Raw genomic sequence first — 14818 nt, 5'->3', positions numbered from 1 at the left:
GCTAGTCTGCCATCGTCGCCGATTCACGTCCCTCGGCTTCGATGACGGCTAACGCTGCAGCTTTCGCTGATGGGCCCACGCCCGTAATTGTTGCCGATCCAGGACCTACCCAGTCGCCGTAGCCAACCAGGTGAACTCCTGGGTACTTCGGCTTTCGTCCGGTGAGCAGCCCTCGCACTGGCCCCAATGCTGGCCGGAAACCTGTGCACCAGATGATGTGGTCTGAGTGGACGTCGTCAAGCGTGTGAAACATCGGCGTAGCTGTAAGCAAGCCCTGATCCCGCGCCTGTTTGACCGCAGGCAACATGACAATGTCACCGAGCGCAGAATCCGCTCCCGGATCGGGTTCACCGCGCAGTACAGCGAGCGCACGCTGAGAATTGCGCTGGAATAGGACGCGTCCATCGACATCATCGGGCATCCAGCGTGGTTCGTGACGCGTGTACCACGTGACCTCGCCTACCTCCGGGTCCAGCGCCAATTCTGCGGCGAGCTGCGCTGCCGAATTCGCGGCACCAACTACAGCCACTGAACTTCCGCGGAATGCTTCTGATCCCGGGTAATTCGCCGAGTGCCATTGTCTGCCAGTGAACCTCCCTGGCACCGCTGGCACGAATGGCGACGACCACGTCCCTGTCGCTGCCACGATGTGTCGCGCGCGATAAGTTTCGCCGGCCCCCTCGCTCGACTCAGCATGGACTGTAAAGACAATGCCGGAGTCCGTCTCATCAGTCTCGATTGCCTCCACACTCGTGACCTTTACTGGCCGGCGCACATCAAAGTCGTAGCGCTTTTCATAGTCGGCCAGATACTTCACGACGTGCTCGGCAGGCGGAAATCCCTCGAACTTCGGCATGGGTTTGCCTGGCAAATTGGAAAAGTCAGAAGTCGAGAACAACGTCATGGATGGCCACACGTGGAGCCAGGCGCCTCCTGGGGAGGGCTGGTCGTCGAAAAGCAAGGGACGGATCCCAGCGCGCTGGAGGTAATAGGCGGTGGCGAGACCAGCCTGGCCGGCACCGATAATAATGACGGGGTGGATAGGTGAGTCGGTACTAGTGTCGTTCATTGTGGCGGGCCTTCAATTCACTGTTAGCACAGGTCAAGCATGGCAAATTTTTAATTGCCGTCGTTGTTCGAGGGCTAGATACTTTCCTCAATTGTTACCGTTTTTTCCCTACGAGGCAGAGAGTTAACGGTGTAAATTTGTCGGCAATGAACACGCCGACACAAGCCCCCGTAGACAGCATTAATGAAACCAAGGGCAATACGCCACTGGTGCGGCTCAGTCGGATGAGCTCCGATTCCGGAATCTCCATATGGGGAAAGCTAGAGAGTTTCAATCCCGGAGGCAGTGCTAAAGATCGCTCTGCCGCAGCTCTGCTCGAAGATGCACTCATGCGCGGACAGGTAAGCCCCGGTGGAACTGTCATTGAGTCGAGTTCGGGCAATCTCGGCGTTGCGCTCGCCCGAGAATGTGCCCTGCGTTCGCTGCATTTTCACTGCGTGGTTGATCCTCGCGCGAATAGTCAAACTGTCGCCACGATGGCAGCATTGGGCGCGACTGTTCATCATGTGACGCAGCCAGATCCGGAAACTGGCGACTGGTTGGCAGCTCGGCAAACTAAGGTGGCGGAGCTTCTTCAGGAGTTTCCAAACTCCATAAATCTGGACCAGTACTCCAATCAAGCAGTGTTTGAGGCCCATTCTCAGGGCACGATGCGCGAGATCGTCACACAGCTGGGACATGCGCCGTCGCACCTCTTCGTGGCCGTTAGCACTACAGGAACCATCGGTGGTTGTCTGCGTTATCTGCGCGAGATCGATGCGAACACCAAGGTCATCGCAGTTGATGCAATGGGATCGGTTCTCTATGACGGCACCCGTGCAGATCGGGTTCTGCCGGGGTTCGGCGCTGGTGTCGTCCCGGAGCTTTCCCGTCAGTTCACACCTGACGACGTCATCCGCATCGATTCTCCCCACGCAATTGCGGGTGCCCGCCTTGTAGCCCAGCGCGAAGGCTTCCTACCCGGTGCATCAGGTGGCGCGGTGGCTGCGGCGTTCCTGTCGATGATCAATGAGTTCGACGACAACGACGATGCCGTCCTGATTTTCCATGATCACGGCAATGCCTACCTGGATACGGTGTACGACGATGACTGGGTTCGTCGTAACGTTTGCGAACCCGAAAGCTTGCCGAATCTGCTCACCCAACCGAATCCAGACCACACCACCAACTACGAGGAGCCCGCATGATGCCACAGTCCACTAGCACCTCAACTCCGGTGCGCATTGCTATCGTCGGTGCTGGTCCACGTGGATTGTGGGCGGTCGAAGAGTTGGCTGCACATGCCCGCGCGCATCGCGTTCCGATTGCCGTGGACGTGTGGGATCCAGCTCCGCCAGGCGCCGGTTCTGCTTATAGTCCGGAGCAGCCGGATTATTGGACGTTGAATGTGTCTTCGCGGATCATCAAGTCTTCGCTTGGGCTTTTCGACGACTGGCGCCGTGCCCGGGGAGAATCCGAACCGCTGAGCCACTTCCCTCCTCGTGCTTTGGTCGGTCAGTTTCTTGCCGAGTCATGGCAGCACATTGGTGAGCAGGCAGCGCCGTGGTGCACTGTTCGTCATGTCAAAAGCCGAGTCACCTCTGTTCAAAGAAGCGACAACGACGATAGCTCGTGGGTTCTGAGCAGCGATGATGCTCCGACGCAGGAATACCAACGTGAGTACCAAGAAGTGCTCCTGGTGACGGGGCACGAACAGAATTGGTCCGGTGCGCTGCCTCGGGATAATCGAACTGTTGGCGTGTATCCGCCAGAGCAATTGCGGGGCATTCCGGAGGGTGCGGTCGTCGCAAGTCGCGGAACTGCGCTGACATTCATTGATGCTGCGCTGGAACTCACGGAAGGTCGCGGCGGCGTTTTCGCTCGTGGCGCTGCCGGAGAGTTGGAGTATCAGCGCAGTGGCCGTGAGCCGGGCACAGTCTTTCCGGTCGGGCGCGGCGGTCGGTTCATGGAGGTCAAGCCGGATCCTGATACTCCGCTGGCCAACTATCGCGACGACGCCGCGCTGGAGGCTGCGTGCATTGCTGTGCGTACCTGCTCGAATATCGACGAGCTGACAGGTGCTCTCGCGGACTATGCAGCGGCATTGCTGTCGGTCGCTGGCGCGGCAGACCCCCGTGTCCGCGACGAGGTGGCGAATATTCCTGCAGTCATCGCGGGCGCGGATTTCCGTGACGACGAATCGGCAATCGAGGCTTTCCGTTGTTCTCGGGATATTGCTGTGGGTGCAACGTCGCCCGGCGCGCGCTGGGCGGTGGGACAGGCTTTCCGGCAGATGTATCCGACGATTGTGAGCCGGGTGGCCAACCAGAATCGGGAACCTCTACACGAGGAGTTCTACCGATTGGCTCGTATTTTGGAGCGGGTCGCTTTTGGTCCAACCTCGGAGAATGCTTCTAAATTGCTGGCTCTCATTAAGTCGGGGTGTGTGGATTGTGGGCGGTTGACGTCGTCACGCTTCTTGGATGAAGCGGACTTCGTGATTGATGCGGTGCTGGCACCGCAAGGGATGCTGCCAGAGATGCTGGTGGCTCAGGTGCTGGGTGGCCAGGAGCTGCGGGTTGATGGTGCTGGCGGTGTCGAGGGCTTCGCAGGTCTGTCGGTGATTGGACGCGCGGCTGAGATCAGGCTTCCGGGGTCCGACACGCTATCGCGTGAGCTGCACAATGTTGTGCCAAGGTGGGCGCGAAGGGTGGTTACGCAGCATCGGGTCACGGCGATCGGCAATCCGCGTGCGCACGCGACGGTGCCACTAACGGGACGACTCGAACCCTGGATGATTGAGCTGCTCGAACAGCCACAGGTGTGCGAATCGCTGGTTGAGCAGCATCAATCGCCGATTAATGTTCATCACCCTGCGCCGGTGCTGCGCAATATCAACGAGTTGACGGCAGCTGGTCAGGACTTCGGTGTCGAGGTGCGGGTGTTCATGGCTCGGAAGGCGAACAAGACTCTGAGCATTGTCGATGCCATGAGAGATGCCGGTCATGGTGTTGATGTCGCAAGTCAGCGTGAACTGGAACAGGTCCTGCAGCGCGGGGTGCCTGGCGGCAGGATTATCGTGAGCTCAGCGATCAAGCCCGACGTGTTTCTGACTCGTGCGATTGATGCCGGTGCCGTGATTTCCGTTGATGCGCCAGCGGAGGCCAACCGCGCGATGGCTATCGCCGCAGAGCGTGGCACTCGCGTTCAGGTTGCTCCCCGATTGGCACCCGACCCAGCAACTCTTCCGGCCACTCGCTTCGGTGCGTCTGTGGAGACATGGAATTCCTGGCTGCGCACACTAGGTACGAGCGCTCACGCGGAAGACGGTGCTGGTCCTATCGACGTCGTCGGCGTGCACGTTCATTTGCATGGGTATTCCGCATCGGACCGGTGCATTGCCTTGGAGCAGGCTCTTCAGATTGTGGACCAGGCTCGCGAATGTGGCCACGTAGCAGAGTTCGTCGATCTTGGTGGTGGTGTGCCGATGAGTTATCTCGACGACCGTCGTCAATGGGATGCGTTCCTGGAACAGCGGGCGCATCTTGACTCGATGCCTAACGAGCAGTTTACCTGGAAGAACGACCCACTCCAGTCGATTTATCCGTTCCATCAGGAACCAACTCGTGGTGACTGGCTCCGGCAGCTTCTTGGCGGAATGCTGACAGATGGCGGAACTCAGCGCAGCGCTGCTGACGCGTTGGCATCACGTGGACTGCGACTTCATTTGGAGCCAGGGCGCTCTGTCTTGGATGGTGCCGGCATGACGCTAGCTCGCGTCGCTTTCTTGAAAGAACGTAGCGACGGGGTTCCGCTGATCGGCCTCGAAATGAACCGCACTCAGTGCCGAACGACGACTGACGACATTCTTGTTGATCCGATCCTTGTGCCGTGTGCGTCGAATGGTGGTTCTGGTCGTGGATCCGATCGCGGTGCCAGCTCTGTCTACAGTGGATTCCTCGTCGGCGCCTACTGCATTGAGGATGAAGTGATCGTTCGCCGACGCATCGTCTTCCCGGAAGGCATCGCTGTCGGCGACATCGTCGCGCTGCCCAACACAGGTGGCTACTTCATGCACATTCTGGAAAGTGCTTCGCATCAGATTCCGTTGGCGGTGAACCTCACGACGAACGGTGCCGACGAGCTCGGCTTCACTCTCGATCCCATTGACCAGTGAGTACGTGACGGCTGGCTCGGTAAGGTCACAGAGACGCTGGTTTGGTGTCGCACTCACATGATGGCACGAGAAGATGCTGGGTATTTGGTTTCAGACACAAAGAAAGGGCTACATAATGATTCTTTGTAGCCCTTTCCTTGACTCTTTTAGGAGTCCACTACCTCTGACTCCTTGTTTTCGCCTTCACCCTCGGCAGCCTCAATAGCCTCTGGCTGAGCATTCGAGGTGATCGCAATCTTCTTCTTCGAGCTCTTCGCTTCTGGCGTAGGGATGGTAATCACCAACACGCCGTCGGTGAGGTTCGCTTCAATCTTCTCAGTGTCTGTGCCCTCTGGAAGCGTTACGCGCCGCTGGAAGTTAGACGCAGACTCTCGAATGACGTACTTCTTGTCTGTGTCTTTCGTGACTTCATGACGGCTGGCGCTAATAGTTAGCGTACGACCATCAACATCCAAGTCGATATCTTCCTTCTTGAAGCTTGGAAGATGCGCCTCGACGACGATAGCACCATCACGTGTGTAAACATCTGTTGTCGGAATGTTCACGGCACGTGCCGGAGTGCTCGGGTTGTCTCCAAAGAAGGCCTTTTGGAGCGCGTTCAGTTCAGCAAAAGGATCCCAACGGGAAATATCAGCCATGATTCATCTCCTCAGTAGAAGTGATCAACCAACTGTCATGGGCAAGCCCCTTTCCTTGCCCACCCTCACTTTAGGGCATTACTTGCTTTTGGTCAAGTGATGTGCATCGAGGGTAAGCTGAACTTAAGGAAGCGATTCCAGCATTCTGGCATTTTGTTTCATTAACTTAATTATTCTGTGCCCATGACTACACAGCATGGCACTGAGAGCACCACCGACCCTGCCAACACTGCCGGCACCGTCGACAACCCACTTGACCTGCTCATCGTGGGCGCAGGTCTTTCGGGCATCAATATGGCTCATCATGTGGCGGAGAATTTCCCCAGCTGGTCATGGGAAATGCACGATGTCCACGATGACATCGGTGGCACCTGGCACACATTCCGTTACCCCGGCATCCGTTCCGACTCGGACATGGCCACCTTTGCATTTCCGTTCCGCCCGTGGCCGCACAAGGGCACGCTCGGTGGTGGTCCCGAGATCAAAGAGTATCTTCGCGACGTCGCCCGCGATTGTGGTGCGCTCGATCGCCTGCACACGGGCTCCTGGATCAAGAATGCAGACTGGCAAACCGACAAGAATCTCTACGCAATTACTGCTGTGACCAGCGATGGCGAGCGCACAATCTACGCCCGGCGCGTCCACTATGGTTCCGGGTACTACGCCCACGACCGTGGCTACCGGCCGACTTTTCCAGGCGAGGAGGACTTCACTGGCGAGATCATTCACCCACAGCAGTGGCCAGAAGATCTCGATGTTGCTGGAAAGAAGATCGTCGTCATTGGTTCCGGCGCGACGGCGGTAACTCTGATTCCTGCGCTTGACGACGGGGGTGCGCACGCCACCATGCTGCAACGCAGCCCGAGCTATGTCGCTCCCCTGCCCGCTGTCGATCTCATCAGTGGATTCTGGAAAACCGTGCTTCCCGACGACCTCGGCTCCCGTGTCGCCCGCGCCAATCACATCGCGCGAGACATGGCGCAATGGGAAATGGCCAAGCGCACACCAAAGCTGCTCAAATTTGGAATTCGCATGATGCAGCGGCCATTCCTGCCTGCTCGTGAAATCGACAAGCATTTCACCCCGACGTATAACCCGTGGGACCAGCGCGTATGCAAGGCTCCCAATGGTGACATTTTCACTGCACTGAAGCGTAATGCGAGCGTCGTCACGGATACCATTGATCGCTTCACCCCGGATGGAATCTTGTTGATGTCGGGCCAAGAACTTAAAGCCGACATTATCGTTTCTGCGACTGGCTTAGAGCTCGAGGCATTCGGTGGCGGCACGTTGAGTATCGATGGCAATGAGCTAAAGCTCGACGAACAGGTGTTTTACCGTGGCATCATGCTGGCTGGACTGCCGAACTTCAGTTTCACCATTGGTTACGTCAATGCGTCGTGGACACTGCGGTCGGACATGGTCGCGCGATACATGATCAAGCTCTGGAAAACCGGCGAGCAATACTACTGCCCGGCGCTGCCAACTGGGCGTACTGATATTCCGATGATGGAACTCGATGCCGGTTACATTCATCGTGGCATTCGGCGGTTCCCTACTCAGGGTGATAGCTCCCCATGGCAGTACACACAGAACTATATTTCCGAGGTTCCGGAGATTACCTATGGTGACCAGCGTCGTGAGATGCTCTTCGGCCAAGACTGCCTCGACATGGCCAGTTCATCAACGCCGGGGCCACGGCGCCTGGGGCCAGCGGTCACAACCATTACCTCCGACGAGCCATTTACCGAAACCGACCTGACCGATCTCCCGGAAACCGAGAACATCACGGTCAACGGGCGCACAGTGCGCGTGCGTCGCGGTGGGCCAAGCGGCAGGCCAAGCGACGTTGGTCACACAGATGCCGACAATACAGCCGGAAACCACGTAGACGACATCCCCATCGTCATGATTCACGGCATTGGTCGCTCCCTGGAGGACTGGGATGACCAGGCAATATTCGTCGGCAAGCACAAGCGTTTCATTGCCATTGACATTCCAGGCTTCGGATTCAGCGACCCGGCGGCGGAGATCACCCTGGCCGGTACAGCTGAGCTGCTGTGGGCGACGCTTGATGAACTCGGCGAGAAGCGTATCCATCTCGTTGGCAATTCGCTAGGTGGTGCCCTGTCCATGGAGATGACCGCGCAGCGCCCCGATGCCGTAGTAAGCGTCGCCTTGATCGACCCCGCCGGTTTCGGTGATTCTACGACTCCGCTGCTTCGACTCGTCGCCGCTCCGCGGGTTGGTCAGCTTAGTGCCGCGGCCACCAAATTGAAGCTCATGTACGCACCGATTGAGCACGTGATTCTGCGTCGCCCAGGATCAGCTACTTCACGACGAGTCGCTGTTCAAGGTGCCATCGCCCGCCATCCACATCGTTCTCGCACGTTCTACTCCTTTGTCCGGGTGCTTGGCGGACTGAAGGGAATCAGGCCTGAATGGCGCGAGGATCTGGTGGCTCGTTTCAATGAAGTCGCCGGTCGAGATTCGAGCCAAGATACGGATGTCGAGGCGCGCCGACCTCAGATCCCCGTCATGCTGACCTGGGGAAACAAAGATGCCATCCTGCCCTACCGGGATTTCCGCGCCTGTTTAGAGCAGATCGATGTTGATCATGCCGTCGTGTTCGATGGTTGTGGCCATATGCCGCAGCTCGAGTTTCCTCAAGAATTCGCGGACTCCCTCCTGGGCTTTCTGCGTCACGACGACCCCGCCGCTCAGCACACCGCAACTGATGAGAAGGAACCAGCACACTAACCATGCGACACAAAGACAGCGCACCACGCACAGTACTAATCACCGGCGCGGCATCAGGACTCGGACTGGAGCTGGCCAAGCTTTTTCTCGCTAAAGGCGACCACGTGATCGTTACTGATGTGCACGCTGAAGCCCCACGCAACGTCGCGGCTCTAGACGGTGATTGGGTCTACCGAAAACTAGATGTAACCAGTGATGATGATTGGCGGGCTGCCGCGGATGCCGTCGATGAGCTGGACATTCTTGTCAGTAACGCGGGTATCGCCATTGGTGGGCGCATCACCAAGACCACGATTGAGACATGGCAGCGAGCACTGGACATCAATGTTCTGGGTTCGGTGCGAGGTGCTCGAGCGTTCGTCGCAAAGCTCAATGACGGTGGACAAATTGTGCTGACCGCATCTCTGGCGGGTCTTGTTCATGCGCCGGGGATGGCAACGTACAACACTACGAAGGCCGCGATGGTTGCGTTGGGTGAAACGTTGGACGCGGAGCTGCGGCACCGTGGGATCAGTACGACCGTGGTGTGCCCGCAGTTCTTTAAGTCGGGGCTTGCGGATTCGCTGGTTGGCGACGACGATGCGATGGATGCGACGGCTCGTAAGCTTCTCAATGGGACGTGGTTAACGTCTGAAGTCATTGCTCAACGAGCGTTGAAGGGTATCGAGGCGCGTCGAACGGTGGTTACACCGGACGCATTCGCCCTGTTCGCATGGTATTCGAAGCGTTATGCACGACTGCCGTTTTTGCTGACACTGCGGGCAATGGGACGAACAATGGCGAAACGAGTGAGTGCACGGGAGGCTGGTACGGTCGGAGAATCTCGATAGCGCTAGTGGCGAATCATAGTTGCGCTGGCGGGGTGTCGCGCTCGGAATTCGAGTAGTTGCAGTTTACGAAATTGCAACCGCTTATCTATTGAACTATGACCGGTCTGGCTTTTAAGCTTCGCGACTATGACAACAATTCTGATGGCGCTCAGCGCAGCCGATTCCTGGACCTTGAAAGATGGAAGTAAGCACCCAACAGGATTTTGGGCAGAAGAATTCGTCGTACCGTACGACATTTTCGTTAATGCCGGATTCGACGTCGATGTGGCAACACCTGGGGGCAAGCAGCCGGTTGTCGACAAGCTCAGCTTGAGCATGAAGGGCGGAGTGTTCCCTGAGGCGGCAAAGAAGTTGGAGGAGCGACTTCAGGAGCTGGATAGTGTCCTGACAAGCCCAAAGGATCTGCACCTGGTTTCTGCGGACGATTACGATCTGATCTTCTTCCCTGGCGGACACGGCCCAATGGAAGATCTGTCGGATGATGCGACCGTCGGCACGATGCTCAACAATCGTTTAGCCTCGGGGAAGCTCCTGGCCCTGCTGTGCCATGCACCAGCTGCTTTGCTTGCTACGAGCACAGGTTCCGAGCGCTCGCCTTTCGCTGGACGTCGGGTCACTGGGCTGTCCAATGTAGAGGAGCGCATCAATCCGTTTTCATGGAAGGCGAAATGGTTGCTTCAGGACAAGCTGGAGGAAAACGGGCTGGACTACTCGATGAGCTTCCCTTTCCGACCTCATATTGTTCAAGATGACAACCTGTTTACCGGGCAGAACCCGCAGTCATCCGAGAAGCTTGCGAAGGTTCTCGTCGCAAAGCTGAAGTAGGACACGTCATCGACTGACACCCCGAGATCCTGAGACCTACTCCGGGATGCCAGCGGATACGACGCTTGCTTTTGGCGAGCTGCCAGACGTTGACTAGCAACTACTAGCCCGGCATTGCATTCGTGCGGTGCCGGGGTTTCCTACGCTCGCAGTGCACAACCATCGCAACATCGTTGCGCACGGTGCTGTTGCAAAGTTGGGGCAGTAGGAAGAGCGACGTGAAATAATCACAGCCATGGGTATCTTCTCGGGTCGTCATTTCCCCGTGACATCATTCTGTGGGCAGTGCGGTGGTACTGCCGCTACGGGGTGAGCTACCACGATCTGGGGGAAATGATGACCGAGCGGGGCGTGCCGGTCGATCACACCACGATCTACCGCTGGGTCCAGAAATACGCCCCTGAGCTGGACAAGCAAACACGGTGGTACCGGCAGGTACCTGATTGGCAGGCCAGGTCCTGGCGGGTGGATGAGACCTACATCCGGGTCGGCGGGAAGTGGTGCTATCTCTACCGTGCGATCACCGCCGGTGGGCAGACCCTGGACTTTTATCTCTCCCCGAAGCGGAACGTCGCGGCAGCGAAGCGTTTCCTGGCTAAGACCCTGAGGTCAAACGCGTCGGCCGGGTCCTCGCGGGTGATTAATACAGATAAGGCACCCGCCCTGGCGAAGGCGATCGCCGAGCTGAAGGCGGAGGGGATCTGTCCTCCTACGGTGGGGCACCGGCAGGTGAAATACCTGAACAATGTTCTCGAGGGCGACCATGGTCGGCTGAAGCGGATCCTGGGGCCGAAAGGCGCGTTCAAAAACCGGACTTCGGCGTACCGGACGTTGAAAGGGGTGGAGGCGATGCACTCATTGCGGAAAGGCCAGGGCCCGATGTTTGCCTACGGGCAACCGAACCCGGACGCGGTGATCGTCAGCCGGGTATTCGAGAATGCCTGAGAACGCCGGCTCTCAACAACCTCCAGAGGATGAAAGCCAAAGTCATCAGGCTCTCCACCCCACTTTGCAACAGCACCGTCAGAAGTCCCGTGCCCAAGGAGACGGGAATCGCTTCCATCCCCTTCAGCGTCCGGTGCGCCGAGGTCCTATTGCTACTGGGTGTATAGCGTCATCGATTGCGACGTCGAGGATGACGACTTTTGGGTGAACCGCAAGCTTCGATTGCCTTGTTGTACTGGGTGAACCAGAACGCCTCTTTTTCTTCAGGAGAGGCTTCTCGGGAAAGGATCCCCATGGTCGTGGCCAGATGGTAGAAGCCCGGGCCTGGCTTGTTTTCGTTGAGGTACATCACCAGCGCTGACAGCATGGCCTGATGTTCTGGATAGGTCTGCTCAACGACGTGGCCGAGCAAATCGCTCATCGCGTTTCGGCCTTCCGGGGAGGAGAAATCGAAACCTGGCTGACCGGTTTTCTCGCTTATCTCCCGGTTGAGGTCGGTGTAAGTGGTTTTTCCTCCTATCCGGGCGGTTTCCTGGAGGGATTCAACGGCCGCAGAAACAAGATCCTGCCACGTCCCCGGGTCTCTTCCATGGATGTTTTCCATTGCCAGTTACTACCTTCCGGACGCGTATTTACCTCACTGCTGCCCATGGTAATCTCCGGCCGTTCTTCCGAGACGGAATCCCTGCAGTCGGCTCTCTTCTACCAGGCGTTCTTTCCAGCCTCTGGGAGGAGGCCACGGCACACCCCACTCCGCTAATTGGGCCTTCGTCCAGCCCCCTGAGCAGTTCGGGCCGCCAGGATTTCTTCTTCATTCGGCATGCAGTTCCTTACCGTCAATAATTTTGGTCAAGTTTACAAAACGATAGCTGCGCCGGACGAAGGGTCCGCGCAGTCCGATTCCGGCGCCAACCGTAAGCGTCGGAATCTTTCTGTGGGGTGGCGCAATGTCTCACAGCGGCCACTCGTTCATGTCGAAAGAATGGAATGAGATTGTTCTGCTGAGGTATGCCCTAATGAGGTAAATGATCAACGCACTCTGAAAATGTAAGCAAGTGCGAGGTCAGGAAGCTAACAATTGCCTATCCAATTCCTCAAGACGGCCGAGAAGTCCGGAAAACGTTCCATTCAGAATCGCCTGGTGCACCGTGGCTGGGACTAATGCATCTAGGTAACCCAAGAGTGTAAACGCCGCGAGTACGTCGTCCGTTGAGCAGTTGTCGAGGAACTCCTTGTCTGCAATCTGCTCAGGCCGTTTATTTCCCAACTGCTTTTGAGGGTTCTCCACCAGGAAGGAAGCCATCGCGTGGGTCCACTCTTCCCGGATCTCGGCGGTATCCTCCGCAAGAGCTGTGGTGTTGACAAGAGAATCAAATTCCGGAGCGAATTTGATCAGCTCAGCATGGGGTAACCTCTCCATCTCCGGTGCGGGGACATTTGCGTCTTCTTCAACAGGACGAAGATAAATGATCAACTCATCGGTGTCTATCCCCAGAAAATCGAAAGCTGACCGAAACAATGCCACCTTCGCTGCAGTGGAGTTATGGGGATCAACCCACAAGCCGGGGATCACCTCGTTCCAGAATTTCCCACGCGTGCGATCTGTGGTGAGAAGAGAGACTGTCTCCGCGAACGTAAACACCTCATCGTGGTATTCAGCAACAAGTAACTGAAAAACACCCTGCTGAACATCCCGCCAAGATTGTACGGTCTGCCGAGTCCCGTTGAATTCGAACGCGACAGCAGTGCGATTGGTAAAAGAAGTCTCGTCACCCAACGGCATCGTGTCCATCTGCTTGGCCGGCGGATCGAAGTCAGACTCGACCTCAGACCAGTACGATAATGCCGAGCTCGTTAATGCCTCGGTGCGTTCCCGCATGACATCCGCATTCCAATGATCGCTGTTTTTGACGATACTGTTCAGTCGATAGGGGGAATTTTCAAACCCATTCTTAGTCTGCTTCTTTTCCTGAAAAGAACGATTGGAGTAGGCAGAATTATACCCGGTGACGGTCAGGTTACCGATCCGGTGCAGCCACTCCGCGTGGATCGCCTCGGCATCAGCCCCCAGTTCCGCTTTCCACTCCGCGGTGAGGCTCTGCGGCATAATGTGCTCCACAGTGAGCGCACCGCTTTCCAACGCACCGGCGATATCGTGCGTATCATTCGAATCCAGGTTCTCCAGACACTCGAACAGGTATGAACGGGTGGCACTGTTCGCGTGGTAGAAATTTCGGGATCGGAACGCCTGAGTGAATTCTTCCTTTCTGGGGAATCGCCCTGAGCCGGAGCGGGAGGTAATGAGATAGGCGACCACCGACTCCACGGAAGTGTTTTCACCACGAAATTTTCGGAGCTCGGAATACATAGTGGCGAAGATTTTGTTCAACGCGTTCGTCCCAATATTGCAAACAAAGCGCCTGAACAGATAGGAGTCAAGCATCCCAATAATCGCGGCAAAAGACTCTTCCGAGACCACGCCAGCACGAACGTCTGATAGCAGGGGCATAAGGAACGGGAGGCTGATGTCGCGGGGTATCATGAAGAAGCGACGTAGTTTCCTGTCGGCGGCGGGGATGCCGGTGTCGGCGTGTAATAGCTGGCGGGTGTGTTCCGCGAATTCGCGCATCTCATGCAGTATGTCCGGGATCCCTCGGGCAGCAATGTCCTTGGTTCCCAGGAACTTCCGAAATGCCTCATAAACTCGGTCCTGGCGAGGTGTCTTCCGTGTTTTCGCGGTCAAATACCACCGGATGAACCAGTCCGTTCGATAATCGACGGTTTTCTCTATTCGGTTCCAGTAGTTTTCATAAAGATGCTCCTGCTCTTGAGCAGTGAGATCCATCAGGACGAGATTGCGGATCTTATCAGCCTCGCTTAGCTCCAGACCGGTGGAGTTCAGACTCTCGAAGATCCGCTGGGGAGCGTCCTGATCCTCTAGTTCAAGCAGCATGATCTGAAGTCGGCCGATAGCGGTAAAAAGCTCATCACCGCTTAGTTCTCCCTGTTCAATGCGCTTCATGAAATAGCGGTAGTTAATCGTTATCGTGGAACTGTCGATCAGGTCGTCGTCTCCGGCAAGGAGTCGACGGTATGCCTCCCCGTCATCTTTTACCGGTTTGAGCTTGAACTTGACCTCATTGCTGGATTCGTCAAAAGCATCGTTCGTCTCTAGATAAGTGCGGCGGATTCGTCGCACCAGTCCGGGATTATCGGACGTGAGGATGCCGTTCTCGAGGGAATGAGTCAGAGCGAGAAGGAGAAGGCTAGTGGTAGTCAGACGTTGCTGCCCATCGATAACTACATAGGTGAAAACATCCTCGTTTTCTCCTACGACCGAGCCGAAGAAGTGCGTCGGACGTTCCGTGCGGATGATATCCACCAGGTCATCGTAGAGCCTCTCGCACTGCTCGGGTCGCCAGTTGTAATTTCGCTGATAAACGGGGATGATCAGACGTTTGCTGTTTCCGTCGAACACCGTCAAAATTCGAGTGACGTGGCCTTTCATGGCTCTTCCTCCGTAGATCAGAAAAGATTTCTTCCAAGCCTAGCCCGGATTTTTCACAGGTCTTGTTGCTGAGTCCTCAGCACGGGG

General features: G+C 56.8%; 9 protein-coding genes and 1 pseudogene. 6 read left to right on the top strand and 4 right to left on the bottom strand.

Features of this window, described 5'->3' with window-relative positions; all coding sequences use genetic code 11:
* Window position 1: 1 nt before the first annotated feature.
* Complete coding sequence (locus WG934_RS00435; RefSeq protein WP_339976446.1) at window positions 2–1069, bottom strand: FAD-dependent oxidoreductase; 1068 nt, start codon at window positions 1067–1069, stop codon at window positions 2–4.
* A 146-nt stretch (window positions 1070–1215) separates the two neighbouring features.
* On the opposite strand from WG934_RS00435, the gene WG934_RS00430 reads away from it, so the two are divergent.
* A complete protein-coding gene (locus tag WG934_RS00430) occupies window positions 1216–2256 on the top strand; it encodes a pyridoxal-phosphate dependent enzyme (protein ID WP_339988226.1) in 1041 nt (346 codons plus the stop codon).
* Entirely contained in the window at window positions 2253–5225 is a 2973-nt protein-coding gene (locus tag WG934_RS00425; protein ID WP_339988225.1) for an FAD/NAD(P)-binding protein, read from the top strand. Before WG934_RS00430 ends, WG934_RS00425 begins: the two co-directional genes overlap by 4 nt.
* A gap of 146 nt (window positions 5226–5371) precedes the next feature.
* On the opposite strand, the gene WG934_RS00420 is transcribed toward WG934_RS00425, so the two are convergent.
* Window positions 5372–5863, bottom strand: a complete 492-nt coding sequence (locus WG934_RS00420; RefSeq protein WP_339976441.1) for an Hsp20/alpha crystallin family protein — start codon at window positions 5861–5863, stop codon at window positions 5372–5374.
* A 183-nt stretch (window positions 5864–6046) separates the two neighbouring features.
* Between WG934_RS00420 and WG934_RS00415 the strand changes: the two genes are divergently transcribed.
* The 4 genes and pseudogenes from WG934_RS00415 to WG934_RS00400 all read left to right on the top strand — a co-directional run bounded on the left by WG934_RS00415 (window position 6047) and on the right by WG934_RS00400 (window position 11223).
* Window positions 6047–8623 (top strand): alpha/beta fold hydrolase, encoded by a 2577-nt coding sequence (locus tag WG934_RS00415; RefSeq protein ID WP_339988224.1) that lies wholly within the window; start codon window positions 6047–6049, stop codon window positions 8621–8623.
* Between the two features lie 2 nt (window positions 8624–8625).
* Complete coding sequence (locus WG934_RS00410; protein WP_339988223.1) at window positions 8626–9453, top strand: SDR family NAD(P)-dependent oxidoreductase; 828 nt, start codon at window positions 8626–8628, stop codon at window positions 9451–9453.
* 126 nt (window positions 9454–9579) lie between these two features.
* Entirely contained in the window at window positions 9580–10278 is a 699-nt protein-coding gene (locus WG934_RS00405) for a type 1 glutamine amidotransferase domain-containing protein (RefSeq protein WP_339988222.1), read from the top strand.
* A gap of 235 nt (window positions 10279–10513) precedes the next feature.
* Window positions 10514–11223: pseudogene (locus WG934_RS00400) on the top strand (IS6 family transposase).
* A 169-nt stretch (window positions 11224–11392) separates the two neighbouring features.
* On the opposite strand, the gene WG934_RS00395 reads toward WG934_RS00400, so the two are convergent.
* Both WG934_RS00395 and WG934_RS00390 read right to left on the bottom strand, forming a co-directional pair.
* The gene (locus WG934_RS00395; protein WP_339988221.1) at window positions 11393–11827 is read right to left on the bottom strand and encodes a hypothetical protein; all 435 of its coding nucleotides are present in this window, start codon (window positions 11825–11827) and stop codon (window positions 11393–11395) included.
* Between the two features lie 459 nt (window positions 11828–12286).
* On the bottom strand, window positions 12287–14731 hold the full coding sequence (locus WG934_RS00390) for a DUF262 domain-containing protein (RefSeq protein ID WP_339988220.1): 2445 nt from the start codon (window positions 14729–14731) through the stop codon (window positions 12287–12289).
* Between the last annotated feature and the right edge of the window lie 87 nt (window positions 14732–14818).

The sequence above is a fragment of the Corynebacterium sp. H78 genome (assembly GCF_037572275.1).
Taxonomy (GTDB): Bacteria; Actinomycetota; Actinomycetes; order Mycobacteriales; family Mycobacteriaceae; genus Corynebacterium.
The sequence above is the reverse complement of the archived record's forward strand: the minus strand, read 5'-3'. Positions and strand labels throughout refer to the sequence as shown.